Origin of the sequence: Curtobacterium sp. BH-2-1-1, from assembly GCF_001806325.1 — a bacterium.
GTDB lineage: Bacteria > Actinomycetota > Actinomycetes > Actinomycetales > Microbacteriaceae > Curtobacterium.
Genome location: NZ_CP017580.1, coordinates 2,812,094 through 2,835,087, shown reverse-complemented (window position 1 = coordinate 2,835,087; position 22,994 = coordinate 2,812,094). Strand labels below are relative to the sequence as shown.

The window sequence follows — 22,994 nt, the reverse complement described above, 5'->3', positions numbered from 1 at the left end:
GGCCGAACCCAGCGAGCGCTGACGCGCGAGCGTCAGACCGGCGGACGTCCGCCCACGAACCCGAGCGCCCGCGCCGCGACCCGCGTGCCCTCGCGCGCAGCCGCCGCGACCCGCACCGGATCGGTCGCCCACGCACGGAGGAACCCCGCCGCGAACGCGTCCCCGGCGCCGAGCGTGTCCACCACCGTCGCAGGCGTGATCGGCACCCGCTGCGGCGTCCGACCACGGCGCCCGAGCAGGACGCCCTCGGTCCCCATGGTCACCACGACCAGGGGCACGCGGTCGGCGAGCGACTCGATCGCCTCCGTGACGGTGGGTGCTCCGGTGAGCGCGAGTGCCTCGTCCTCGCTCGGGAAGAGGGCATCGAGGCCGGAGAGCGCCTCGAGGAACTCCGACGCGCCGACCGCACACACCACCGCGGCGGACGAGGGGTCGAGGGACACCCGGGCGGAACCGGACCGGGCCTGGGCGACGAGTGCCGCGATGCGGTCCGGACCGCCTCCGCCGAGCATCGCCGAGCCGGTCAGGTGCACGATGTCCGCGCGCGCCACGAGGTCGACCGGCAGGTCCTCCGCCGACAGCACCCCGCTCGCTGCGGGATCGGACATCGCGGTCCGACCGTTCCCGTTCCGCACGGACACGACGGCGCCGGTCGCGGTTCGGGCGTCGTAGCGGATGTGCGCGCGGACGCCGGCGTCGGCGAGCGATCGCTCGTGCCGGTAGACGTCGTCCACGCCGACCCGCCCCACCAGGTCCACGTCGGCGCCGAGCCAGCCGAGCCACGTCGCGGTGTTGCCCGCGGCGCCGACCGGTCGGTGCCGGATGACCGCGGCCGGGTCGTGTGCACCCATGCTCGCGGCCGTGGTGTGCACGAGCACCCCGTCCAGGACGTCGCCGACGACGAGGAAGCGCTTCCCCGCCCCGCGACGGCGTCCGGCGACCGCCCGCCCGGCACGGGGTGCCTCGGGGCGCGACGGGGCCACAGGGCGCTCTGGAGGCATGGACATCGGCCCCATCCTACGTGGAATCGAGTAAAACTCCGCTTCTCGCCACAAATCCCTTGCACCCGTTATGGATTCCCGGCTGTTTCCCGGCGACCGGAAGTAATATACTCTGTGATCGTATGTGAACGGTCGCGTACTGCCCATCACGCTCGTTGGAGACGCCATGCCCCGCAAGCCCGACCCGACACTCAAGCCGGCGATCATCGCGAAGGTGGCCGAGCACCTGCAGGACACCAAGCTCGAGGACGTCTCCGTCCGCAGCCTCGGTCGGGTGCTCGGGACGAGCGCGTACCCGATCGTGTACCACTTCGGCACGCGCGAAGCCCTGATCGACGCCGTGGTGGACCACCTGGCGGAATCCGTCTCCGACGTCACGCTCGACCCCGGCGCCGACGACCTCGGGCTGACCGACTACCTCATCGCGGTGTTCGGCGGGCTCGACGACCCCGAGCGCTCCCTCGCCGCCCGGCTCACCTTCGAGCTCGGATCGGTCGAGTCACTCGACGGCCGTGATCGCGAGCGAACCTTCCACCGCGCGCAGGTGAGCGCGATCGCCGCCTGGTGCGCCGAACACGGCTACGGCGCGGTGGACGCCGAACGAGCGGCCCGCGGTGCCGTCCTCGCGGCTCGGGGCGTGCAGTGGGGCACGATCGTCGACCGCGAGCGGGCGACGCCCGACGCCGCGCTGCGCGCGATCGCGCACAAGCTGGTCGCCGGGGCCCACGTCCAGTCGGCCTGAGCGGTCGACGCGCACCGACGAACGACGGGAGGCGCGGTGCCAGCCGGCACCGCGCCTCCCGTCGTTCACCGGGTCACCACCGTGACCCGCTGCGCCCGTCTCAGAGGGTGACGAAGCTCTGCGACTTCGCGTTCGCGAAACGCGCGGCGACGTTCTCCCAGTCGACGATGTTCCACACGGCCTTGACGTAGTCCGCCTTGACGTTGAGGTAGTCGAGGTAGAAGGCGTGCTCCCACATGTCGAGCATGAAGATCGGCACGAGACCGAACGGCACGTTGGCCTGCTGGTCGAACAGCTGGAACGTGGTCAGCTTCTGGCCGACGGTGTCCCAGGCGAGGACGGACCAGCCGGAGCCCTGGATGCCCGTGGCGACGGCGGTGAACTGGGCCTGGAACTTCTCGAACGAGCCGAAGAACTCGTCGATCGCCGCGGCGAGCTCGCCCTCGGGGACCTTCGTGTCCGGGCCGAGGTTGGTCCAGAAGATCGAGTGGTTGACGTGGCCACCGAGGTTGAACGCGAGGTCCTTCTCGAGCTTGTTGACGTTCGCCAGGTTGCCGGACTCACGGGCCTCGGCGAGCTGCTCGAGCGCGGTGTTCGCACCCGTCACGTAGGTCTGGTGGTGCTTGTCGTGGTGCAGCTGCATGATCTTGCCGCTGATGTGCGGCTCGAGTGCGGCGTAGTCGTACGGCAGCTCCGGCAGGGTGTACTCAGCCATGTGAGTTCCTTTCGATCAGTGGTGTGCGGATGGTGTTCCGCGGCTCACGAGAGCCGGGAACGATCGGTGAGGGAGTGGAATTCCCGGTTGTGGTAGACGAGCGGCTCGCCCCGCTCGAGGCCGACGACGATGTCGAGGACCTCGGCGACGACGACGGTCGACGAGCCGATCGGCGTGGTCGAGAGGGGCCGGCAGCGCAGGGCGCTCGCGGCACTCGGCAGGTAGCGGTCACCCGACGGGAGGGTGCCCCAGATCGGGTCGTCCGCGGCGGGGCTGCCGGTGGAGGCGAAGCGACGGGCGAGGGCGACGCCGAGCGAGTCGACGAGGTGCACCACGAAGATCGGGGCGCCGAGCACGACTCCGGCTGACCCCGAGTTCGTGGACAGCGAGAACACGAGCACGGGCGGGTCGATCGCCACGCTCGCGACGCTCGATGCGGTGAGGCCGGTCGGACCGTCGGGGCCTTCGGCGGTGATGACGGCGACACCGGCCGGGTGTCCACGGAAGGCGGCCTTGTAGGCGTCCGCGATGTTCGCCGGTGCTGCGTCGGGCATGGGAGTCGTGGTCGTTCCTTCGATGGGGAGGGCCGCGGCTCCGCGGCCATGTCCCAACGTATGACCTGAACCCTGGTTGAGGTCAACGATTCCCAGGTTCGGTCGATCCCGGGCGTGCCGTGTGACCCCGTGTGACGCGGGGTGCGGCGGTGCGAGCCCGACTTCGTGAGCAGAAATGGTCGGGTCGCTCGCGGCGACCCGACCATTTCTGCTCACCAAGCGGCGGCGCGGCGCGGCGCTACCGGCGCTTGAGCATGACGACGGCACCGGCCGCCGCGACCACCATCAGGAGCGCGGCCACCCCCGCCGTCACCGTGACGCCGGAGTCGAACGCGGCCCGCGCCGACTCGAGCAGCGCCTGCCCCGCCGACCCGCCGAGGGACGACGCCGCCGACACCGCTCCGCCGAGGGTCTCCTGCGCGGCGGTGTGCGCCGACGAGGACAGCCCGTCCGGCACCACGACGTGCGCCCGGTAGGCCGTGGCCAGGATCGTCCCGAGCACCGCGGTCCCCAGCACGGCACCGATCTCGTACGCCGTCTCGGACATCGCCGACGCCGCACCGGCCTTGTCCGCCGGAGCCGTCGAGATGATGAGGTCGTTCGTCACCGTCTCCGAGGCACCGATCCCGATCCCGAGCAGCACGAACGCGAACGCCAGCGCCACGATCGAGGCGTGGTGCCCGAGGACCGCGACCATCGCGTAGGCGGCCGCCGAGAACAGCAGCGACACGGCGACGACCCAGCGCGGAGCGACCCGGGCGACGATCGGCACGACGACGAGCCCCGCCACGATCGTGAGGATCGACCCCGGCACCAGCACCATGCCGGACGCGAAGGGGTCGAGGCCGGCGACGAGCTGCAGGTGCTGTGCGATGAAGAACAGGAACCCGGTCAGCGAGAACATCGCCGCCATGTTCATGAGCACGCTGCCGGTGAACGCCGTGCTCCGGAACAGCCGGAGGTCGAGCATCGGGGTCCGCGAGCGGAGCTGCCGACGGACGAACGCGATGCCGCACAGGACGCCGACGGCGAGCATCGCGATCGCGAAGCCGCGCTCCTCGGGGTGCACGACGGACTTGATCGCCCACGCGATCGGGGCGAGGGCGCCGAGCGACAGGAACATGCTCGGCACGTCGACCGGCCCCGGGTTCGGGTCACGGGACTCCGGAACGCAGAACGGCACGGCGACGAGCATCACGACGAGGATCGGCACCGCGACGAGGAACACCGCGCCCCAGTGGAAGTGCGCGAGCAGCACGCCGCCGACGAGTGGCCCGAGGGCGTTGCCCGCCGCGAACATGGTGGACCAGACGGCGAGCGCCATCCGCCGCTCCCCCGCGTGGACGAACACGTTGCGGATGATCGAGAGGGTCGCCGGCATGAGCATCGCGCCGAACACGCCCATGACGATCCGTGCGGCGACGAGCATCCAGGCGTCGGTGGCGAAGGCCGCGGCGACGGAGAAGAGCGCGAAGCCGGTGGCACCGACGACGAGGATCCGACGGCGGCCGATGCGGTCACCGATGCTGCCCATCACGACGAGGAGGCCGGCGAGGACGAGCGGGTACGCGTCGACGATCCAGAGCTGCGTGGTGGCGTCCGGGTTCAGCGCGCGCGAGATCGACGGCAGCGCGAAGCTCAGGACGGTGTTGTCCACCGAGATGAGGAGGACGGGCAGCATGAGCACCGCGAGGGCGGCGAACCGGCGGGCGCGGCTGCCGGTGGCGGCAGTGGGGATCGGGCTGGTGAGCAGGGCGGACACGGTGACTCCAGGGACTTCGAGCCGGACCAGGTCGACGGCGGAACTGACGAACGGACCGGACGGGACGCGGGGTGTGCACGCATCCCGTCAGGACTCCGTTAGTGTACCGTCTGGACGGTAATAGTTGCAAATGCAACTGATGACGGACGGGAGGCGCGGTGCGGGCCCGCACCGCGCCTCCCGTCCGTCCTCCGGTCGCGCTGTCTCGTAGGCCGCGTCGTCAGGCCGACTCGCGCAGGAGCAGGCGGTGCCGCACCGTGCGCTGCACCGCGTCACCCTGCCGCGGCAGCTCGCCGGCGAGCATGCCGAGGGCGAGGTCGAGCGCCTCACGCGCGACCTCGTCGAGGTCCACCGCCAACGTGGTGAGCGTCGGCGAGACGAGCGAGCCGAGCGGCAGGCCGTCGACGCCGACGACCCGGAGCTCTCGCGGGACGTCGACGCCCGCCCGCCGACAGGCCTGCAGGACACCGAGCGCCATCACGTCGTTGAAGGCGAGGATCGCGTCCTGCCGTCGGCGTCGGCGGAGGATCCGTGTCGTCTCCTCGGCGCCGCACTCCGCCGTGCCGTGCTCGGCGTGCACGAGCTCGGGCAGGTACCCGCGCCGCTGGAGGGCGTCCATCATGAGGATGCCGCGGACACTCGTGTGCTCCGGCGAGGAGTTGTCGAGCACGACCGGGTGCCGGACCCCGGTGGCGACGAGGTGGTCGGCGAGGACCTCGATCGCGTCGGTGGGGTCGATCCAGACGGCTGCGGTCGGTGGCTCCGAGTACGGGTCGAGCTCGACCATCGGCACGGTGCCGAGGAGCTCGCGCCACCGGTCGCGACGGGAGCCGAGGTACCCGATGACGACGTCCGTCTGCGACCCGAGCGCCTGCACCATCCGGTCGGCGTCGCTCGCGAGGTCGACGTCGGCGAGCATGACGTTCCAGCCCTGCTCGGCGGCGAGTCGGAAGACGGCCGAGGCCAGCTGCGGCGTGTAGGGGTTGCGCAGGTCGTTCACGACGAGGCCGAGCTGGTGGTCGCCACCCGTGACGAGCCCGCGACCGAAGCGCGACGGCCGGTAGTCGAGGCGCTCCGCGGCGGCGAGGACTCGTTCCTTCGTCGCCGCGCTGATGCCGGACATGCCGTTCATCGCCCGGGTGACGGTCTGCCGGGACACCCCGGCGGCCGCGGCGACGTCGATGATCGTCGCCCGGCCGCCGGGTGCGGGAACGGGTTCGGTCAGTCGCGGAGGTCCAGCCATGCCACCTGTTCCGGAGTGAGGTCGACGGAGAGGCCGGTCATGGACGACCGGGCTTCCGCGATCGTACGCGGTCCGAAGAGCGGGAACGTCGGGAACGGCTGGTGCAGCACGTACGCCAGGGCGATCGCCGTCGCGGGGACGCCGAACCGCTCGCCGAGCTCCGACGCACGGCGCAGCCGCTCGAAGTTCTCGTCGCTGTAGTAGCAGCGCACGAGTTCGGCGTCGCTCGTGTCCTCCGGCTTGGCGCGGCCGGTGAAGAACCCACGCGCCTGCGAGGACCAGGGCAGCAGGGGCACCTGGCGCTCCTCGAGCCACTGCTTCGACGCCGCGTCGGTGGCGTGCTCGCAGCCGGCCCACGGCACGTCGTACGCCTCGGCCAGGCCGAAGTGGTTGCTCAGCACCTCGAACTCGTGCTTGCCGTTCGCGCGGGCGTAGGCGTTCGCCTCGTCGAATCGGGCAGGGGTCCAGTTCGAGCCGCCGTACACGCGGATGCGGCCGGCACGACGGTGCTCGTCGAGGACGTCGACGAACTCCCCCACCGGGATGTCCGTGTTGTCGCGGTGCATCATGTAGATGTCCGCGTAGTCGGTGCCCTGGCGCTCGAGGCTCTCGAGCAGCTGCCGGGTGAGGGACTCCGGGTCGCAGTACGGCGTGTGCGCGCCCTTGGTGATCACGACCACGTCCTCGCGGACGCCGCGGTTCTGGATCCACTTGCCGAGCCGACCCTCGAGCACGCCCCCGCCGTAGATGTAGCCGGTGTCGAACACGTTGCCGCCCTGCTCCACGAACAGGTCGAAGATCGCGCTCGCGTGCGCCAGGTCGGGCTGGTTGTCGACACCCATCACCAGTCGGGACATGCGCTTGCCGACACCCGCGACCTCGCCGTAGCGCATCGGGTTGTCGGCTCGGTCGGGCTCGTGCGCGGCGACCGTGAGGGGTCGGCCGCTGACGGTCGGGATGTCGGCGGTCTCGGCCTCGAACGGGAAGCGCAGACCGATCGCGGCACGCCACTTGTCGAGCGTCCGGGCGGTGGCGAGCGACTCGTCGAGGGTGAACTCGGGGGCGTCGACACGACCGGCCGCGAGGGCCGCCGTGGTGGCGTCGGCCTCGAGGGCGTAGGGGTGCGCGCCGGCGAAGGACAGCGTGCGCGGGTCCTCGTCCACCGTGCTGATCTCGATCGTGGGGTCGTCGCCGAGGGTCCACGGGTCGGTGAGCGTGATCTTCCCCGTGGTGCCGTGGACGACCACGGAGTTGTCGTCCTGCACGCGGACGCCGGTCCGGAGGTTCGCGGTGATCCCGCCGGTGTAGCTGAGCTGTGCCACCGTCCACTCGTCGACGCCGGTCGGGCCGACGGTCCCGGTGGCGGTGAGCTCGGTGGGCTCGGCGACGGCCACGCCGGTCGCGGCCTGCACGATCGCGGCCGTCATCGTCACCGGGTAGCCGCCCACGTCGAGGATCCCGCCGCCGGCCGTGTCGACGTCGAAGAGCCGCCCGGACCGGCTGCCCGCCCGGAACGCGAACGAGGCGTCGACGTGCGTGACGGTACCGATCGCACCCTGCCGGACGAGGTCGAGCAGGGCCGCGGTCTGCGGGTGGAAGCGGTACATGTACGCCTCGACGAGGGGGAGGCCGGCCTGGCGTGCGGCATCGGCGAGCGCCATGGACGTGCCGTGGTTCGGCGAGAGCGGCTTCTCGCAGAGGACCGCCTTGCCCGCCGCGAGCGCCGCGAGGACGAGCGCCGCGTGCCCGGTGTGGACCGTCGAGACGTAGACGGCGTCGACGCGCGGGTCGGCGAGCACCTCGTCGTAGGTGGCCGCGGCGACGTCGGCGAACCCGTGCTCGGCAGCCTCGGCAGCGAACGCTCCCGCTCGCTCCGCCGACGAGCTGCCGGCCGCGACGAGGGTGGCACCGACGCCACTCGAGGGCAGCTGGGAGAGGAAGCGGCGGGCGATCCCACCGGGGCCGAGAACGGCCCAGCCGGGGGTGTCGTGCCCCGTCGAGGAGGTGCTGCTGGCGGTGGTCGCGGTCTGCGCTGACATGCGGATCCCTATCGTGTCGTGAACCTTCACGGTCCCGACGACCGTACCCGTCCGTCTCCGCACCTGCAACGATGCAGATGCTTGACACGGCGTGTCGGCCGGGGCATGCTCTGACCACTTCGTGAGCGTTCACGGTCGAGCGCTCATCGGTTCCGCATCTCAACGACGAGAGCAGGCACTCCAGTGACAGCAGCAACGCACAGTCTCAGCCGGCGGGGGTTCCTCGCCGGCGCAGGCGCCCTCGGCGCACTCGCCACCACGGCCCTCCTCGCCGGGTGTTCCACCGGCACCGCGATCTCCAAGGACCCGGACGAACTCGTCCTCTGGTACTGGAACCGGTCCCTCGACCCGAAGTTCCTGAAGCAGGCGGCCGGGGGCATCAGCGGCCACGAACCGATGCGGCTGCGGCCGGACCTCATCGGCGGGGCGTCGTACGACACGAAGTTCCGGACCGCCCTCGCCGGGAACGCGTTCATCCCCGACGTCCTCATGGTGAACTCGAACTGCTGGCTCTACTTCCCCGACGAGGACCTCTTCACCGACTTCGATCCCTCCGCCACCGAGAAGTCCGCCTACTACGACTGGAAGCTCTCGCTCGGCCGGACCCCGTCCGGGCGGCAGTGCTTCTGGCCCGTCGACACCGGCCCCACCGGCTTCTTCTACAACCAGGACGTCCTGCAGAAGGCCGACCTCCCCACCGACCCGGACGAGGTGAGCGCGGCGATCCAGACCTGGGCGGACTTCCGGACCTTCGGCAAGCAGATCAAGCAGAAGACCGGTGCCGCGACGATCATCACCGCGACGCAGCTCTTCAACCAGTTCGTCTCCGCGAGCCCCACGCGGTACTTCGACCGTGACGACCAGCCGCTCTACCACGACGACGACAGCTCGATCCGGAAGGCCTGGGAGAACGCGGTCGAGTCGATCCACGCCGGGATCACCGGCAACCTGCAGTCCGGGACCGACCAGAACGCCGGGTGGGTCGCGGGTCGGGTCGCCGGGCAGATCGAGGGCGCGTGGTGGACGCAGATCATCCACGACACGGCTCCGGACCTGTCCGGGAAGTGGCGGATCGCCCGGCAGCCCGAGCGACCGGGCAACAGCGGCGGCTCGTTCCTGGCCGTGCCCAAGACGTCGAAGAACCCCGAGGCCGCGGTGGCGTTCGCCAAGTGGATCACCGGCGCGGACGTGCAGTCCCACACCTACAACGACATCCAGCTCTTCCCGTCGACACCCGCGTCGTTCGAGAACGGCATCATGCGCAACCCCGGCGACTTCTTCGGGGACCAGAACCCGCTCGACTTCTTCAGCAAGGCCGCACCGGAGGTCCCCGTGACGTACATCTCGAACTCGGAGCGGTTCATCGGCGCCTTCGCGACCGAGATCACGAACGTGGAGTCCGGCGGCAAGGACCCGGAGCGTGCCTGGCAGGACGCCATCGACCAGACCGACCGCGTCCTGGCGAAGCGCGGGGTGTCGGCATGAGCGCGCCGATCCGCGAGCAGACCGCCACCACCGCGAACCCCGTCGTCGGGGGCGCCCCCACCGCCTCGATCTCCACCGCGGCGACCGGTCACCGCTTCAGCCTGCGCCGGTTCTGGCCGCAGTACGTGGCGATCGCGCCGTTCTACGTGCTGTTCCTCGTGTTCGGGCTGTTCCCGATCGTCTTCTCGATCGTGCTGTCGTTCACGGACTGGGACGGTGTCGGCTCCCCCGCGTTCGTCGGCCTCGCGCAGTACCAGTACCTGCTGACCGACCCGCGGTTCTGGAACGCCGTCTCGAACACCTTCATCATCTGGATCATCTCGACCGTCCCGATGCTGTTCCTCGCCCTCGTGCTCGCGTTCCTGCTGCACGGCAACATCCGGGCGAAGGGCTTCTACCGGGTCGCGTTCTTCATCCCGAACGTGACGAGCATGGTCGCGATGGCGATCGTGTTCGGCTCGGTGTTCTCGGACGGGTTCGGGCTCGTCAACGCCGCGCTCCGAGCCGTCGGTGCCGACCCGGTCGGCTGGCTCTCGTCGTACTGGGGCATCAAGGTCACGATCGCGGTCATGGTCATCTGGCGCTGGACCGGGTACAACGCGATCATCTACCTCGCCGGCCTGCAGTCGATCTCGACCGAGCTGTACGACGCGGCGAAGGTGGACGGCGCGAACACCTGGCAGATCTTCACGCGCATCACGATCCCGATGCTGCGGCCGGTCATCCTGTTCACCGTCATCACGTCGACCATCGGTGGCCTCGGGCTCTTCACCGAGCCGCAGATCCTGTTCAACGGGCAGGCGGTCGGTGGCCCCGACGAGGCCGGCATGACGATCGTGCTCTACCAGTACGACCAGGCGTTCAACCAGTTCGACTTCGGGTACGGCTCGGCGATCGCCTGGGTGCTGTTCTTCTTCTCCGTGGTCTTCGCGATCATCAACTGGCGACTGCTCAGCGAGCGCGACGGGCTCAAGACCCCACGGCGACTGCGCGCCCCGCGCACCGTCACGACCAGCGCGAAGGGACCCCGCGCATGAGCGCCGACACCGCACCCCGCACCACGAACACCGCCGCCGCACTCGGCCGGCCCAACGCCGTCACCGACGGGCCCGACGACCACCGCCGGGGGTTCAGGCACGGCTGGGTCGGACGGCTCGTCACGCACCTGTGCCTCATCGTCGGCGTCGTGCTGTCGATCTTCCCGTTCTACTGGCTGCTCGTCATGTCGACGTCATCGAACGCGCAGATCTTCGGCTACCCGCCGTCGCTCTGGTTCAGCGACCACACCATGCAGAACCTCGCCACGGTGTTCAGCAGCGTCGACATGCTGCGGGCGCTCGGCAACACCGTCATCGTCGCCGGCGGCACCGCGGTCCTGGTCATGCTGTTCGACTCGCTGGCCGCGTTCGCCTTCGCCAAGTACGAGTTCCCGTTCAAGCGCTCGCTGTTCACCGTCATGCTGGCGACGTTCCTCGTCCCCGGCAGCCTGTCGCTCGTGCCGAGCTTCGTGCTCATGGCGCACCTCGGGTGGATCGGTGGACTCCAGGCGCTCATCGTCCCCGGGGCGGCGAACGCGTTCGGCATCTTCCTCCTGCGGCAGTTCGCCACCGGGTCGATCCCGAACGAGGTCATCGACTCTGCGCGCGTGGACGGCGCCGGGTTCTTCCGCACCTGGTGGTCGATCGCGGTCCCGATGCTCCGCGGAGGGCTGGCGTTCCTCGGCATCTTCACCTTCATCACGGCGTGGAACGACTACGTGTGGCCGTTGATCGTGCTGATCGACCCGAAGGGGCAGACGCTCCAGGTGGCACTCGCCTCGCTCAGCTCGGTGAACGCGACCGACCTCGGCTCGGTGATGGCCGGCGCGGTGATCAGCGTGTTCCCGCTCATCGGGGTGTTCATCATCGGCTCGAGGCACTTCATCGCGAACATCGCGGCGGGAGCGCTGAAGGGCTGACCGGACCCGCAGGCGCCGTGGAGGATGGCCCACGGCGCCTGCGCTGCGCCTGCGCTGCGCCCGCTCCGGGCCTGCGCTGCGCCCGCCGGACGCGGCACGCCCGCGTCCCATGGCAGACTTCCGGCATGGCAAGCGCCCGCGATCGTGTCCTGGACAGCTTCGTCGCCATCGTGTGCGAGGAAGGAGAGCGTCCGGCGACCCTCGACGCCGTGGCCGCCCGGGCCGGGGTGTCCAAGGGCGGACTGCTCTACCACTTCGGCTCGAAGGCCGCCCTGGTCGAGGGACTCTGCGAACGCCTGTCCGACCTCTCCGCCATCGACGTCGAGCGCATGCGTGACGCCGAGGACGGCGCCGCCCGCTACTTCGTGCGGAACTGCCAGTTCGTGGGCAGCGAGCTCGACCTCGCCCTCCTCGCGGCGAGCCGGCTGCAGCAGGCCGGCTACGAAGAGGCGGGCCGCACCCTCGACGAGACCGAGAACGCCTGGCTGGCCACGCTCGTCGACTCGCTCGGGGACGTCCCCACGGCGCAGGCGATCAAGCTCATGGGCGACGGGCTCTACCACGCGGCGTCCCTCGGCGCGGCCAGCGAGGTCCGACCGGACCGCGCCTCGGTCGACATGGAACCGCTCCTCGCCGTGGTCGACCGGTTGATCGCCACCCGCCCCGGCGCGTGAACCGAGTTCGTCGCTCCTGGGGATAGACTGGGTCCGATCCACCCGCCTGATTCCGGAGGTACCACTGTGGGCCGCGTCATCGCCGCTGTTTTCTCGATCCTGCTGCTGCTGGTTTCGATGTACCTGTTCGGCTTCGCGTTCCAGGTGAGCTCGGGTCAGGCGTTTATCTTCATGGGCGGTCTCGTGCTCATGTGCCTCTCCTTCTTCCTGCCGATCCACGTGTTCGGCAAGCGGTAGTCAGCACCACCGCACACGAACGGCCCCGCACCTGAACAGGTGCGGGGCCGTTCGCACAACGAGGGTCACCCCGCACCACGTGATCGCGTGGCGCGGGGTGACTTCGGTTGTGCGAGCGCAGGAGCGACGCGCTGACGCGCGGCGGGCCAGGAGGCGCGGGTCGCCTACGCGAGTACGCGCAGCCGGCGCAGGGTCACCACGGTCGACACTGCGGCGTGCACGGCCTCGGCCCCCTTGTCCTCCTTCGAACCGGGCAGTCCGGCACGGTCGAGGCCCTGCTGCTCGTCGTCCAGGGTGAGCACGCCGAAGCCGACGGGCTTGCCGGCGTCGATCGCGACCCGGGTGAGGCCGCTCGTCGCCGCGTCCGAGACGTACTCGAAGTGCGGGGTCCCACCGCGGATGATCACGCCGAGGGCGACCGCCGCGTCGAACCCGGCCTCGAGCGCGGCCTTGGCGACCACGGGCAGCTCGAAGCTCCCGGGGACGGGGATGACCTCCGCCGTGGCACCGAGCCGCTCGACCTCGCGCTGCGCCCCGGCGAGGAGGCCCCCGGCGATCTCGTCGTGCCACTGCCCGGCGACGATCGCCACCCGGATGCCGCTGCCGTCGACGTGGTCGCGGTCCGCCGCGCCTGCTCCGCTCATCGTGCCGTTCCTTCCGTGGGCGCGGACTCCGCCGCTGCCCGGTCTGCCGCGTCGAGCCACTCGGCGAGCGCGGCGATGGTGATGACGGGCACGCCGGCGCGTGCCCCGAGTCCGAGGAGTCCCGGCAGACGCATCATGCCGCCGTCCTCGTCGACGATCTCGCAGATCGCCGCGGCGGGTCGGAGCCCTGCGGCGGTGACCAGGTCGATCGCGGCTTCGGTGTGGCCCGCACGCTCGCGGACTCCGCCCGGACGGGCACGCAGGGGCACGACGTGTCCGGGCCGGTGCAGGTCGTCGCGCACGGACGCCGGGTCGGCGAGGACCCGCAACGTGTGCGCTCGGTCGTGGGCGCTGATGCCGGTGGTGACCCCGACGGCGGCGTCGACGGTCACGGTGTAGGCCGTCCCGCGGACGTCCTCGTTGTGGGCGACCATCGGCGGGAGGTCGAGTGCGTCGGCGATCTCGACGCTCACCGGTGCGCAGATGAACCCCGACGAGTGCGCCACGGTCCAGGCGATCCACTCGGGGGTGGCGAGTTCGGCGGAGAGGATGACGTCGCCCTCGTTCTCGCGGTCCTCGTCGTCGGCGACGATCACCGGGCGGCCGGCGGCGATGGCGGCGATGGCTTCGTCGACGTTCGACAACCCGAGCACGCCGGCCCCGCCGGACGGCCCCGCGACACCGGCCCCGGCCCCGGCGACCGCACCGGACCCGGCGGGACGTGCCCCGGCGACCATCACCGCTCCTCCTGGCCGAGCGTGGCACCCTCGAGCGGACGCGCGTCGCCCTCGAGCGGACCCGTGGCACCCTCGAGCGGCCGCACCGCCGCGTCGAGCCGCAGCATCCGCCGGACGTGCCGGGCCAGGACGTCGGTCTCGATGTTCACCCGGTCCCCCGGCACGCGGGCGCCGAGCGTGGTGGCCTCGAGCGTCTCGGGGATGAGGCTCACCTCGAACCAGGCGTCCGCGGCCGGGGTGTCCTCGGAGGACACGGCGCTGACCGTCAGCGAGACGCCGTCGATCGCGATCGAGCCCTTGTCGACGACCAGGGGGCTGAGGTCCGGCGCGAGCGAGAACCGGACGCGCCGCCAGCCGTCGCCGTCCGCGGTCTCGAGCACGGTGGCGGTGCCGTCGACGTGGCCCTGGACGATGTGTCCGCCGAGCCGGTCGCCGACCGAGGCCGCGCGTTCGAGGTTGAGCCGGTCGCCGACCGCGAGCGACCCGTGCGCGCTCATGTCGAGCGTCTGCTTCATGACGAAGGCCGTGAAGGACTCCGGGGTCTGCTCGACGACGGTCAGGCAGACGCCGCTCGTCGCGATGGAGTCGCCGTGCCGGGCGTCCTGCACGACGACGGGCCCGCGGACGGTGAGCGCGACGGAGTCGCCGTGCTGCTCGACGGCGGTGACGGTGCCGAGTTCCTCGATGATGCCGGTGAACACTGGTGTCCTCTCAACGGGACTCCGGGGGCGTTCGACGATCGTCGGCATCGACGGACGGGTCGCACCCACGGATCGTGGGACGTCTCGTCCGCCAGCGCGCCTCCCATCCGGACTTTCACCGTCGGTCCCGGAGTTCCACCGGGTCAACCTCTGCCGGGTTCGCACCCGTCATCAGTTCGTGGACTGTCACCACCGGTTCGGACTTGCACCGACCCCGGAGCGCTTGCGTACCGGGAACGATACCCCACGCAGGTGACGGACACGTTGCGCCGGTTCCGTGGGCGTAACCGGACGTCGCGTGACCGCGCTGCGGGCCAGGAGGCGCGGTGCGGCCGACCCCGCGACCCGCGTCCGCCACCCGGTCCCGCTGGCCGCGGGGCGGACGTGCGCCGCGCCTCCCGAACCGTCCGTCGGTCCGTCTGCTCAGCCGCGCCCGCGCGCCAACGCCACCGCCTGCCGGAGCGACAGGTCCGGCAGGTACGCGCGCACCACCGCGATCCCGATCGCCGGCAGCGCGACCGGGTCCGGGTAGGCGAGCACCAGCGGGTGCAGCTCGGGGCCGAACTTCTGCTTGAACCGCAGCAGCGACCGGAACCCGTAGACCGGCTCGAGGACCCCGCCGACCAGGTCCAGCAGGCTCTGCACGCCGTCGTTCGCCTGCGGGCCCTCGGCGGCCTGCGCGAGCGGGGCCGCGGACAGGCTGAGTCGCTCGACGCCGTCCTCGCGCATCCGGTCGGCCGCACTCGCGACGAGGAACTCCATCACGCCGTTCGGTGCCGCGGGCGTGCGTCGCATGACGTCGAGCGTCCAGGCGACGACCCGGCCGTCCCGGTACCCCGGCAACCAGCTCGTGACCGCGAGCACCGTGCCCTCGGGGTCCTGCGCGACGAGGGTGCGCACCGCGGGGTCGCGCATCTCGTCGACCCCGCCCAGGGTGAACCCCATCTCGGGCAGCTCGCGCTCGGCGACCCACTCCTCGGAGATCGCCTCGATCTGCCGGGTGGTGGACGCGGGCAGCTGCTGCCAGCTCGACCAGGTCGCGGTGAGGCCCTCGCGCGCCGCCTTGTTCACCGAGGTCCGGACGTCCTGCTTCTTCTTCCCGCTCGTCGTCCACGTCCGGGGGTCGAAATCGGCGTCCTCGGCCACCGGGAGCGTCGCCCAGCCCTGCGCGGTGAGCACCCCGGCGGTCTCCGCGCCGATGCCGTAGAAGACCGCCGTCCAGCCGTTGTCGTCGCACCACCGGGCGAACGCGGTCATCGCCGCCGTGCGGGCGTCGGGCCAGCCGAAGGGTCCGCCGACCGTCACCGCGACGCGGCCGTTGCGGCGGAAGGCGACGCCGGCGCGTCCGTCCTCGGCGAACCAGTAGGCGTTGCCCTGCCAGGTCGTCATCCAGCCGAATGCGTCCCCGCCGCCGGCGACGAGCAGGGCGCGGGCGCGCTCGCGGTCGGCGTGTGCAGCGTCGGCGTCGGTGTCGGGTTCGACGGCCCCGGTCGGCCGGACGGCGGCGATCGCCACGACCAGCCAGAGCACCGGTCCGCTCAGCCCGAGCACGAGCCGGAGCGCGTGGTCGAGTGACGGGAGCCGGTCCCAGAAGCTCACCGGTGCGAGCGGACCCAGGGCGGCGAGCGCCAGCCGCAGGGGGTCCTCGACGTGGTGCGCCGAGGACGCGGTTACGACCAGCACCACGACGACGATGCCGACCGCGGCCGCACCGACGGTCACCGCGAAGGCGACGACGCGGCGCCGGCTGGTGAGCACCGTGAAGGACCGCCGCAACACGACGAGGACGACCGCGGTCCCGAGCGGGACGACGATCGACGCGACGATGGACACGTCGGTGACGAACTGGTCCTCGAGGCCGTGCTGCGCGACGACGCGCCCCGGGACGAGGCCGTAGGTGATCGCGGCGGCGATCGCCGTCACCGTGTCGACGACGACCACGAGCCACACCGCGAAGCGACTGCCGCGGAAGAGCCCGAGTCCACCGACGACGAGCACGAGCAGGGGCGCGACGGCGAGCACGAGGGTCCACGGGTCGGTCGCACGGAAGGACAGTAGCCCGCGGAGGCACTCCCCCGCGACCGCGTCCGCACGGCAGCCCCGCACCGGGGTGACGGGGCCCGCGCCGACGACCGCGGCGATCGGTGCGAGGAGCCCCACCCGCGCGCGGGACACCAGCGCGATGACGGGTCCGACGGCGGACACCAGCACCGCGGTGCCGAGCAGCACCCGGATCTCGCGGTGCGAGCTGCGCACCCAGCCCTGCCGCTTCGGCGTGCGGCGCAAGAGTTCGCCGAGCAGCCACCCGGCGGCCGCGGCGAGGACGGCGGACAGGTCGGAGACGTGCCCGGCGTAGAGCAGGAGGGCGGCGACCACGGCGAGGGCGTTCACCCGGATCCGCCGCCGCCACAGCGTCCCCGCGAAGGCGCTGGCGGTGACGACCGTGCCGACGATGGCGGTCCAGGGGTCGAAGCTCGTCGCCCGGCCGAGCACCATCGGCACGGCGCCCTTGCCGTCGAGGTCGACGAGCACGGCGAACGCGGCGATGCCCGTACCGACGACGGTCGTGACCACGAAGGCCAGTGCCGTGCGCCAGGACCCCATGAGCCGCTCCGACGCCCCGACGAGCACGACCACCCCGGCGAGCGTCAGCAGCAGGGCGAGCACGCCGGTCGACGCCGCGAAGACCCGGAACGGACCGAACACGGTCGCGTGCGCTCCGTGCTCCAGCCGGAGCACGAACGCGAGCGTCGAGGTCGCGAGCACGAGCAGGACGATCGCCGTGGTGACCGGGCGGGTGACGACGACCCGGCGGACCGTCGCCACTGCCGATGCGACGCCGCTCACAGCGGTCCGCTCGCGGGGAGCCCGAGGTGGTCGAGCACCGGTGGGAGGCCGTGTGCGAGCACGTAGCGGACGGTGTTCCAGTCGTGCGCCGACCCCGGTGAGACGACCAGCTGCGTGGCGATGCCCTCCCGCTCGGCCGCCGCACGGAGCGTGGCGGTGGACGCCTTGTACGGAGCGTCGTCCCCGCCCACCCCGAACACGACGAGGTGGTCGGCGTACCGGCCGTGGGCGCGCATCTCGGCGACCGGCGTCGCGGCGTCGTAGGTCGAGCGGGAACCGCCGAAGCCGACGGCGATGGTGTGCTGCAGGCTGCCGTTCTTCGGGGCGATCTCGCTCGAGATCGCCAGCGCGGACCCGAAGACGTCGGGGTGGGCGGACGAGAACTGCATCGCGCAGGTGGCCCCCTCGGAGAAGCCGAGCACGCCCCAGCCCGTCGGTGCCGTGGCGACCGCGAGGTGCTTCCGGATCCAGTCGACGGTGTCCGTCATGACGTAGGTCTCGCTGCGCCCGAGCCGCCGGGAGTCCACGCACATCGGGTTGCGGTTCGGGGCGCCGAGCTGGTCCGGGGCGACGACGATCGGGGCGAGGCCGTCGTGCGCTGCTGCATACCGGTCAAGGTAGTGGCCGATGTCGCCGGTCTGGAAGAGGTCGGCCGGTTCGCCGGGTTGCCCGGAGAGTGCGACGAGCACGGGCAGCGCCGGGGCGTTCCGGACCTGCGCGGCCGGCGGGAGCCACACCACGGCCTTCCGGGCGTGGAAGTGCGAGATCGTGCCGGGGATCGTCACGCTGAACGTCTCGCCCTCCTTCGGCATGTCCGCCGGGGCGTGCCAGTCGTGCAGGTCGACGAGCCGCTCGACCGCAGGGTTCCGTTCCGCCAGGGTCCGCGTCTTGTAGGGGTTCGTGGCGATGGCCTGCTCGACGTTCTTGTAGAAGCCGAAGTCGACGTTGATGCCGAGTCCCGCTGCGAGCAGCAGGCTCGCGGCAGCGGCCCCGGCGACCACCCGGCCCGTCCAGCCGCCCTGCACGAGCAGCACGACCAGCAGCAGGATCCCGGCGCACGCCAGGGCGACCCACATCCGGGTCACCGAGGTGAACGCGACACCGAACGCGTCCTGGACGTCGCCGAACCACCAGACGAGCGCCAGGCCGGCGACCGCACCGACGCCGAGGGCGGCGATCCGGACGAGCACGCGGCCGAGCGATCGCGGCCGGGCGAGGAGCGCCCACACGACGAGGACGGCGGCGAGCACGTCGACCGGTACGAGGACGGTCGAGCCCGTGATGGGGATGCGCAGGAGGTCGTGGAGCACGCTCTCATCGTGGCGCTGCCCTGCTGCCGGGTGGCCTCGGAGGCGCTTCTGCTCCGCACAGGTTCGCCATGGTCGGCTCCCAGAGAGCCTTCGGCGTTCGTCCAGCGGACGGCGGACGGCGGACACAGGTCCGGCCGACGGCGGGCACGGGTGCGAGGGGCACCGCGGCGCGGTGCCCCTCGAGCCCGTCGGACGTCAGTGCCGCTTGCGCAGCACCAGGGTCCCGGCTCCGGCGAGGAGCAGCAGCAGGGCGATGCCGGCAGGGACGACCGGCGAGGACGCTCCCGTGTAGGCGAGGGCCGGCTGGCTGCTCGATGCAGCCACCGTGCGGACGGCGGCCTGGACGACCGTCGAGGCACCGGCGGTCGTCGCCACGACCGTCGCGGGCCGGGAGGCGCTGGTCGCCACGGCCGCGCCGGCCCCGGTGGCCGGGGTGGTCACCGAGACGGGCGTGGTGCCGTCGCCAGCGCCGTTCCCGTCGCCGGGGTCGGTGCCGTCACCAGGGGTGGTGCCGTCACCGGGATCCGTGCCGTCACCAGGGGTGGTGCCGTCGCCCGGGTCCGTGCCGTCGCCGGGGTCGGTGCCGTCACCGGGGGTGGTGCCGCCACCGGGCGTCGTCGTCGAGCTGGTGCCGTCGCCGACGATGCCGATCCCGTTGCCGCCGATGGTGATCGGGAGGCTGATCACGGGTGTGATCTGGCTGCCCGAGAGCAGTCCCCCGTCACCCGAGGTGGATCCGCCCGTGGTGGGCGTCGTGGTCCCGGTCGCCGGGGCGGCGGAACCCGTGCTCGTGCCGTCACCGACGAGGCCGATGCCGTTCCCACCGATCGTCACCGGAACCGACACCACCGGCGCGACCTGCGTGCCCGAGGCCGTGCCGTCCGACCCGGAGGTCGAACCACCCGCGGCCGGCGTCGTGGTGCCGGCCGTCGGGGCAGCTGCGCCCGCCGAGGTGCCGTCACCGAGCAGCCCGATGCCGTTGCCCGACACCGTCACCGGGACGGACACCACCGGCGCGACCTGCGTGCCCGAGGCCGTGCCGTCCGACCCCGAGGTCGAACCACCCGCGGCCGGCGTCGTGGTGCCGGCAGCCGGGGCCGTCGACCCCGAGCTGGCACCGTCACCGAGCAGCCCGATGCCGTTCCCCGACACCGTCACCGGCACGGACACCACGGGCGCGACCTGCGTGCCCGAGGCCGTGCCGTCCGACCCGGAGGTCGTCGGCGCCGCCGCCGGAGCAGCAGGCGCCGAGGCAGCGGGCGCCGACGCGGCAGGAGTGGCGGCAGCGGACACGGCGTCGCCGCCGACCGCCACCGCGTTGCCCGTCGCGGAGACCGGCGCGGTCACCGCACCGGCGACCTGGGTCCCCGAGGCGATGCCGTCCGACCCGGAGGTCGTCGGCGCCGCAGCGGGCGCAGCAGCAGGGGCCGCCGGAGCAGCCGAAGCTGCCGGAGCCGGTGCGGATGCCGCGGCAGCGTCGCCACCGACCGCGATCGCGTTGCCCGCGACCTGCACGGGCGCCGCGACGTCGGGCACGACCTGCGTCCCCGAGGCGATGCCGTCGGCACCCGACGTGGACGGTGTCGCGGCCGGAGCCGAGGACGACGGTGCGGCCGGGGCCGCGGGCGCTGCCGGACGGGTGACCGACGACACGGCGTCGCCGAGGACCCCGAGTGCGTTGCCGGTCGCGGACACCGGCGCGTCGATCGACGGTGCCACCTGTGTGCCCGAGGCGGTGCCGTCCGCTCCGGAGGTCGTCGCCGCGTTCGCCGCGACCGCACCCCCGAGCGTCAGACCGCCGACGAAGAGGGCGAACCAGAGCCCTCTCGAGACGTACTTGTTCATGATCGTTGCTCCCTGATCGAGATGAGATGTGGACCGACCGCGATGGCGGCCGGTGGTGCGTGCCTGCCGTGTCGGACAGGCGCACCGATCTCAGTCAGGGGCGACGTCGTGCTCGCCGACGATGGACGCGGGAACGGCGTCATCGGCGACGGTGCCGCGTGACCCCGCGGCGAGGGAGACCTGGTCGTCGGAACCGACGATGCCGACGGCTGCTGCCGACCCGGCGGAACCGGCAGCGCTGCCACCGAGAGCACCGGTGGCGGAGCCGTCCGCGGGGCCGCCGAACGTGACGCCGTGGCCCTCGGGGACGAGGAGTGCCCGGCCGCCGAACGTCGCGTCCTGCACGCCCGGTGCAGCGGCGGCGCTCGCACCTCCGGCGAGCACGGAGGCCCGCACGGTGGCGACGGCGTCCGTCCGCTCCGCAGCGCTGTCCGCCGCCACGGTTGCCGGCGCGACAGCGCTGGCGGCGCCCGGGGACGTGAGCGACGGTGTCGACGCGACCGGGGCAGTGGACGTGCCGCCCACCGGAGCGGTGGGGAGTCCGACGACGGGATCCGTGCCTCCTGGCAGGACACCGCCGACCGTCGGAGGCAGGCCGGTGAGCACGTCCGGCACCGATCCGACGACCGTGCCGACGCCGCCGAGGGTGTCGTCCACCAGCCCGCTGACCGGGTCGGTCACGGTGCCGAGGGTGTCGTCGCCGAGGACCGTGCCGACGACCGGGAGGCCGCCGACCACCTGGTCGAGCGAGTGCACGACGGTGGTCACGGGGCGAGCGTCGGTGAGGATCTGGACGGCGCCGGTGACGGGACGGAGGACGGTCGCGACCGTGCCGGTGACGGGCCTGGAGGCGCTGCTCGCCTCCGCCGGTCCGGCCTGCGGTGCTGCGGGGGTCGCGCTGGTCGCTGCGGGTGCCGCCGCGGGCTGCGCTGCCGGTGCTGCGGGTGCAGCCGGGGCGGGTGCGGCGGGTGCCGGTGTGGACGGTGCCGGAGCGGCGCTCGACGGCTGCGTGTGGGCCGGAGCGGCGCTCGACGGGTGGGTCGGTGCCGGAGCTGCGGGGGCCGGGGCCGCGGGGGCCGCGGGTGCCGGGTGCGCTGCCGGGGCGCTCGGCGTGGGCACGGCCGGGGCTGCCGGAGCGGCGGGGGCGACGGCCTTCCGGACCGGGGCGACGACGCCGTCGACGACGTGCCCGACTCCACCAGCGACGCCCTGGACGGTGTCGCCGAGGCCGTCGACGACCCCGCCGACCAGCCCGCGCTGCTGCGACGGGTGGGTCTGCAGCGTCTGCTGGGCGGGCGCGGGGGCCGCCGCGGCCGGACGAGCGCCGAGCACCAACGAGAGCAGCACGAGGGCAGCGGCGATGCCGACGCCGAACACGACGTACCGGATCATCGCGCGCCAGGGTGCGCGCAACGGCTGGTCCATGCGCTCACCTCCTGATCTCGGCTGCGCACGTAGAGTGGTTGTCCGGCAATGTACGCCGCTCCGTTCCGGAACGCACCCTGTTTCGGAAGAAATCGTCAGGAAAGGCCGGTCTTGGTCTCGATCTTCAACGCCCCGACGCGCAACCTGGACGTCGTCACCCTGCACGAGATCCTGCGACTCCGGCAGGACGTGTTCGTGGTCGAGCAGGCAGCCGCCTACCCGGACATCGACGGGCGCGACCTCGAGCCCGGCACGCTGCAGTTCTGGGCGGGGCAGGGCTCGGTCGACGCCACGCTCCGGCTCCTCCGCGAGGACGACGGCACCGAGCGCATCGGCCGCGTCGCCACCGCGAAGGCCGCCAGGGGGCAGGGGCTGTCGTCGCTGCTGATGGAGGCCGCGATCGCCGAGGCACGCTCCCCGCGCATCGCGATCGACGCCCAAGCGCACCTCGAGCAGTGGTACGCCCGGTTTGGGTTCGTGCGCTCGGGCGAGGACTTCAACGAGGACGGGATCCCCCACCTCCCGATGACCCGCACGCGCTGAGTCAGGCCCGCCAGCGCCGGAGCTCGTCGAACGACCGCCCCTGCTGTGCACGGTCGGCGACGAGCCGTTCGAACACGATGTTCGTCTGCGTCGTCGCCACCGAGGGGTCGCCGCTGAGCTCGTCGGCCACGAAGTCGCGGAGCTGCTCGGTGGACGTGCACGCGATGTGCACGAGGAAGTCCTTGTCGCCGGCCAGGAACGACACGTCCTGCACGACGGGCACCCGGAGCAGCCGCTTCGCGAAGTCGCGGAGCTCGTGGCGCGCTGCGGCGTGCACCCGGACCGAGACCATCGCCTCGATCGCGAAGCCGAGCCGTGCGACGTCCACGTCGGCCCGGTAGCCACGGATGACCCCGGCGTCCTCGAGTGCGCGGACGCGCGTCAGGCACGTCGACGGGGCGATGCCGACCGCAGCGGCGAGGCGGTTGTTCGGGATCCGGGCATCGGCGGCGAGGGTCCAGAGGATCCGCTCGTCGACCTCGTCGAGGCGCGGCGCGGGATCGGGGCGACGGACGTGGCGATCGGACACGGCT

21 protein-coding genes and 1 riboswitch are annotated in these 22,994 nt (G+C 72.2%); of the genes, 7 read left to right on the top strand and 14 right to left on the bottom strand.

Annotated elements, in window-relative coordinates; translation table 11 throughout:
- Positions 1-32: 32 nt before the first annotated feature.
- The gene (locus BJK06_RS13580) at positions 33-1,007 is read right to left on the bottom strand and encodes a carbohydrate kinase family protein (protein ID WP_181015096.1); all 975 of its coding nucleotides are present in this window, start codon (positions 1,005-1,007) and stop codon (positions 33-35) included.
- 160 nt (positions 1,008-1,167) lie between these two features.
- Here BJK06_RS13580 and BJK06_RS13575 point away from each other — a divergent pair, with 160 nt between their 5' ends.
- The gene (locus BJK06_RS13575; protein WP_070418341.1) at positions 1,168-1,743 is read left to right on the top strand and encodes a TetR/AcrR family transcriptional regulator; all 576 of its coding nucleotides are present in this window, start codon (positions 1,168-1,170) and stop codon (positions 1,741-1,743) included.
- A 100-nt stretch (positions 1,744-1,843) separates the two neighbouring features.
- Here BJK06_RS13575 and BJK06_RS13570 read toward each other — a convergent pair whose 3' ends face one another.
- The 5 genes from BJK06_RS13570 to BJK06_RS13550 all read right to left on the bottom strand — a co-directional run bounded on the left by BJK06_RS13570 (position 1,844) and on the right by BJK06_RS13550 (position 8,056).
- On the bottom strand, positions 1,844-2,458 hold the full coding sequence (locus tag BJK06_RS13570) for a superoxide dismutase (RefSeq protein WP_070418340.1): 615 nt from the start codon (positions 2,456-2,458) through the stop codon (positions 1,844-1,846).
- A 44-nt stretch (positions 2,459-2,502) separates the two neighbouring features.
- Positions 2,503-3,012 carry a flavin reductase family protein gene (locus BJK06_RS13565; protein ID WP_070418339.1) on the bottom strand — a complete coding sequence of 170 codons (510 nt, stop codon included), beginning with the start codon at positions 3,010-3,012 and terminating at the stop codon, positions 2,503-2,505.
- Between the two features lie 238 nt (positions 3,013-3,250).
- A complete protein-coding gene (locus BJK06_RS13560) occupies positions 3,251-4,774 on the bottom strand; it encodes an MFS transporter (protein WP_070418338.1) in 1,524 nt (507 codons plus the stop codon).
- A gap of 220 nt (positions 4,775-4,994) precedes the next feature.
- Positions 4,995-6,017 carry a LacI family DNA-binding transcriptional regulator gene (locus BJK06_RS13555; protein WP_070418337.1) on the bottom strand — a complete coding sequence of 341 codons (1,023 nt, stop codon included), beginning with the start codon at positions 6,015-6,017 and terminating at the stop codon, positions 4,995-4,997.
- The gene (locus tag BJK06_RS13550) at positions 5,996-8,056 is read right to left on the bottom strand and encodes an aldo/keto reductase (RefSeq protein WP_070418336.1); all 2,061 of its coding nucleotides are present in this window, start codon (positions 8,054-8,056) and stop codon (positions 5,996-5,998) included. The genes BJK06_RS13555 and BJK06_RS13550 overlap by 22 nt, the downstream gene beginning before the upstream one ends.
- A 183-nt stretch (positions 8,057-8,239) precedes the next feature.
- On the opposite strand from BJK06_RS13550, the gene BJK06_RS13545 reads away from it, so the two are divergent.
- The 5 genes from BJK06_RS13545 to BJK06_RS18670 all read left to right on the top strand — a co-directional run bounded on the left by BJK06_RS13545 (position 8,240) and on the right by BJK06_RS18670 (position 12,409).
- The gene (locus tag BJK06_RS13545) at positions 8,240-9,541 is read left to right on the top strand and encodes an extracellular solute-binding protein (protein WP_070418335.1); all 1,302 of its coding nucleotides are present in this window, start codon (positions 8,240-8,242) and stop codon (positions 9,539-9,541) included.
- Positions 9,538-10,578, top strand: a complete 1,041-nt coding sequence (locus tag BJK06_RS13540; RefSeq protein ID WP_083295260.1) for a carbohydrate ABC transporter permease — start codon at positions 9,538-9,540, stop codon at positions 10,576-10,578. Before BJK06_RS13545 ends, BJK06_RS13540 begins: the two co-directional genes overlap by 4 nt.
- Positions 10,575-11,498: a carbohydrate ABC transporter permease gene (locus BJK06_RS13535; protein ID WP_083295259.1), complete on the top strand. Its 924-nt coding sequence runs from the start codon at positions 10,575-10,577 to the stop codon at positions 11,496-11,498. Before BJK06_RS13540 ends, BJK06_RS13535 begins: the two co-directional genes overlap by 4 nt.
- 125 nt (positions 11,499-11,623) lie before the next feature.
- Complete coding sequence (locus BJK06_RS13530; RefSeq protein ID WP_070418334.1) at positions 11,624-12,172, top strand: TetR/AcrR family transcriptional regulator; 549 nt, start codon at positions 11,624-11,626, stop codon at positions 12,170-12,172.
- A gap of 66 nt (positions 12,173-12,238) precedes the next feature.
- On the top strand, positions 12,239-12,409 hold the full coding sequence (locus tag BJK06_RS18670; RefSeq protein ID WP_156794867.1) for a hypothetical protein: 171 nt from the start codon (positions 12,239-12,241) through the stop codon (positions 12,407-12,409).
- Between the two features lie 164 nt (positions 12,410-12,573).
- On the opposite strand, the gene ribH is transcribed toward BJK06_RS18670, so the two are convergent.
- The 7 genes from ribH to BJK06_RS19090 all read right to left on the bottom strand — a co-directional run bounded on the left by ribH (position 12,574) and on the right by BJK06_RS19090 (position 21,918).
- Positions 12,574-13,053, bottom strand: a complete 480-nt coding sequence (ribH, locus tag BJK06_RS13525; protein WP_070418333.1) for a 6,7-dimethyl-8-ribityllumazine synthase — start codon at positions 13,051-13,053, stop codon at positions 12,574-12,576.
- Entirely contained in the window at positions 13,050-13,790 is a 741-nt protein-coding gene (ribB, locus tag BJK06_RS13520; RefSeq protein WP_308447481.1) for a 3,4-dihydroxy-2-butanone-4-phosphate synthase, read from the bottom strand. The genes ribH and ribB overlap by 4 nt, the downstream gene beginning before the upstream one ends.
- Positions 13,790-14,491, bottom strand: a complete 702-nt coding sequence (locus tag BJK06_RS13515) for a riboflavin synthase (protein WP_070418332.1) — start codon at positions 14,489-14,491, stop codon at positions 13,790-13,792. The genes ribB and BJK06_RS13515 overlap by 1 nt, the downstream gene beginning before the upstream one ends.
- 91 nt (positions 14,492-14,582) lie before the next feature.
- A riboswitch (FMN riboswitch) is annotated at positions 14,583-14,717 on the bottom strand.
- Positions 14,718-14,914: 197 nt separating this feature from the next.
- Positions 14,915-17,338, bottom strand: a complete 2,424-nt coding sequence (locus BJK06_RS13510; RefSeq protein WP_070418331.1) for a bifunctional lysylphosphatidylglycerol flippase/synthetase MprF — start codon at positions 17,336-17,338, stop codon at positions 14,915-14,917.
- Positions 17,335-18,648 carry an esterase family protein gene (locus tag BJK06_RS13505; RefSeq protein ID WP_258027641.1) on the bottom strand — a complete coding sequence of 438 codons (1,314 nt, stop codon included), beginning with the start codon at positions 18,646-18,648 and terminating at the stop codon, positions 17,335-17,337. Before BJK06_RS13505 ends, BJK06_RS13510 begins: the two co-directional genes overlap by 4 nt.
- Positions 18,649-18,843: 195 nt before the next feature.
- Positions 18,844-20,493 carry a hypothetical protein gene (locus tag BJK06_RS13500; protein WP_070418330.1) on the bottom strand — a complete coding sequence of 550 codons (1,650 nt, stop codon included), beginning with the start codon at positions 20,491-20,493 and terminating at the stop codon, positions 18,844-18,846.
- Positions 20,494-20,583: 90 nt separating this feature from the next.
- On the bottom strand, positions 20,584-21,918 hold the full coding sequence (locus BJK06_RS19090; protein ID WP_070418329.1) for a hypothetical protein: 1,335 nt from the start codon (positions 21,916-21,918) through the stop codon (positions 20,584-20,586).
- Between the two features lie 111 nt (positions 21,919-22,029).
- On the opposite strand from BJK06_RS19090, the gene BJK06_RS13490 reads away from it, so the two are divergent.
- Complete coding sequence (locus BJK06_RS13490; RefSeq protein ID WP_070418328.1) at positions 22,030-22,461, top strand: GNAT family N-acetyltransferase; 432 nt, start codon at positions 22,030-22,032, stop codon at positions 22,459-22,461.
- A gap of 1 nt (position 22,462) precedes the next feature.
- Here the strand turns inward: BJK06_RS13490 and BJK06_RS13485 are convergent, their stop codons facing one another.
- On the bottom strand, positions 22,463-22,990 hold the full coding sequence (locus BJK06_RS13485; RefSeq protein WP_070418327.1) for an Lrp/AsnC family transcriptional regulator: 528 nt from the start codon (positions 22,988-22,990) through the stop codon (positions 22,463-22,465).
- Between the last annotated feature and the right edge of the window lie 4 nt (positions 22,991-22,994).

Excerpts from the sequence above, each read along its gene's own strand:
- BJK06_RS13580 (WP_181015096.1), bottom strand. The coding sequence starts at position 1,007 with ATGTCCATGCCTCCAGAGCGCCCTGTGGCCCCGTCGCGCCCCGAGGCA.
- BJK06_RS13575 (WP_070418341.1), top strand. The coding sequence starts at position 1,168 with ATGCCCCGCAAGCCCGACCCGACACTCAAGCCGGCGATCATCGCGAAG.
- BJK06_RS13570 (WP_070418340.1), bottom strand. The coding sequence starts at position 2,458 with ATGGCTGAGTACACCCTGCCGGAGCTGCCGTACGACTACGCCGCACTC.
- BJK06_RS13565 (WP_070418339.1), bottom strand. The coding sequence starts at position 3,012 with ATGCCCGACGCAGCACCGGCGAACATCGCGGACGCCTACAAGGCCGCC.
- BJK06_RS13555 (WP_070418337.1), bottom strand. The coding sequence starts at position 6,017 with ATGGCTGGACCTCCGCGACTGACCGAACCCGTTCCCGCACCCGGCGGC.
- BJK06_RS13550 (WP_070418336.1), bottom strand. The coding sequence starts at position 8,056 with ATGTCAGCGCAGACCGCGACCACCGCCAGCAGCACCTCCTCGACGGGG.
- BJK06_RS13540 (WP_083295260.1), top strand. The coding sequence starts at position 9,538 with ATGAGCGCGCCGATCCGCGAGCAGACCGCCACCACCGCGAACCCCGTC.
- BJK06_RS13535 (WP_083295259.1), top strand. The coding sequence starts at position 10,575 with ATGAGCGCCGACACCGCACCCCGCACCACGAACACCGCCGCCGCACTC.
- BJK06_RS13530 (WP_070418334.1), top strand. The coding sequence starts at position 11,624 with ATGGCAAGCGCCCGCGATCGTGTCCTGGACAGCTTCGTCGCCATCGTG.
- ribH (WP_070418333.1), bottom strand. The coding sequence starts at position 13,053 with ATGAGCGGAGCAGGCGCGGCGGACCGCGACCACGTCGACGGCAGCGGC.
- ribB (WP_308447481.1), bottom strand. The coding sequence starts at position 13,790 with ATGGTCGCCGGGGCACGTCCCGCCGGGTCCGGTGCGGTCGCCGGGGCC.
- BJK06_RS13500 (WP_070418330.1), bottom strand. The coding sequence starts at position 20,493 with ATGAACAAGTACGTCTCGAGAGGGCTCTGGTTCGCCCTCTTCGTCGGC.
- BJK06_RS19090 (WP_070418329.1), bottom strand. The coding sequence starts at position 21,918 with ATGGACCAGCCGTTGCGCGCACCCTGGCGCGCGATGATCCGGTACGTC.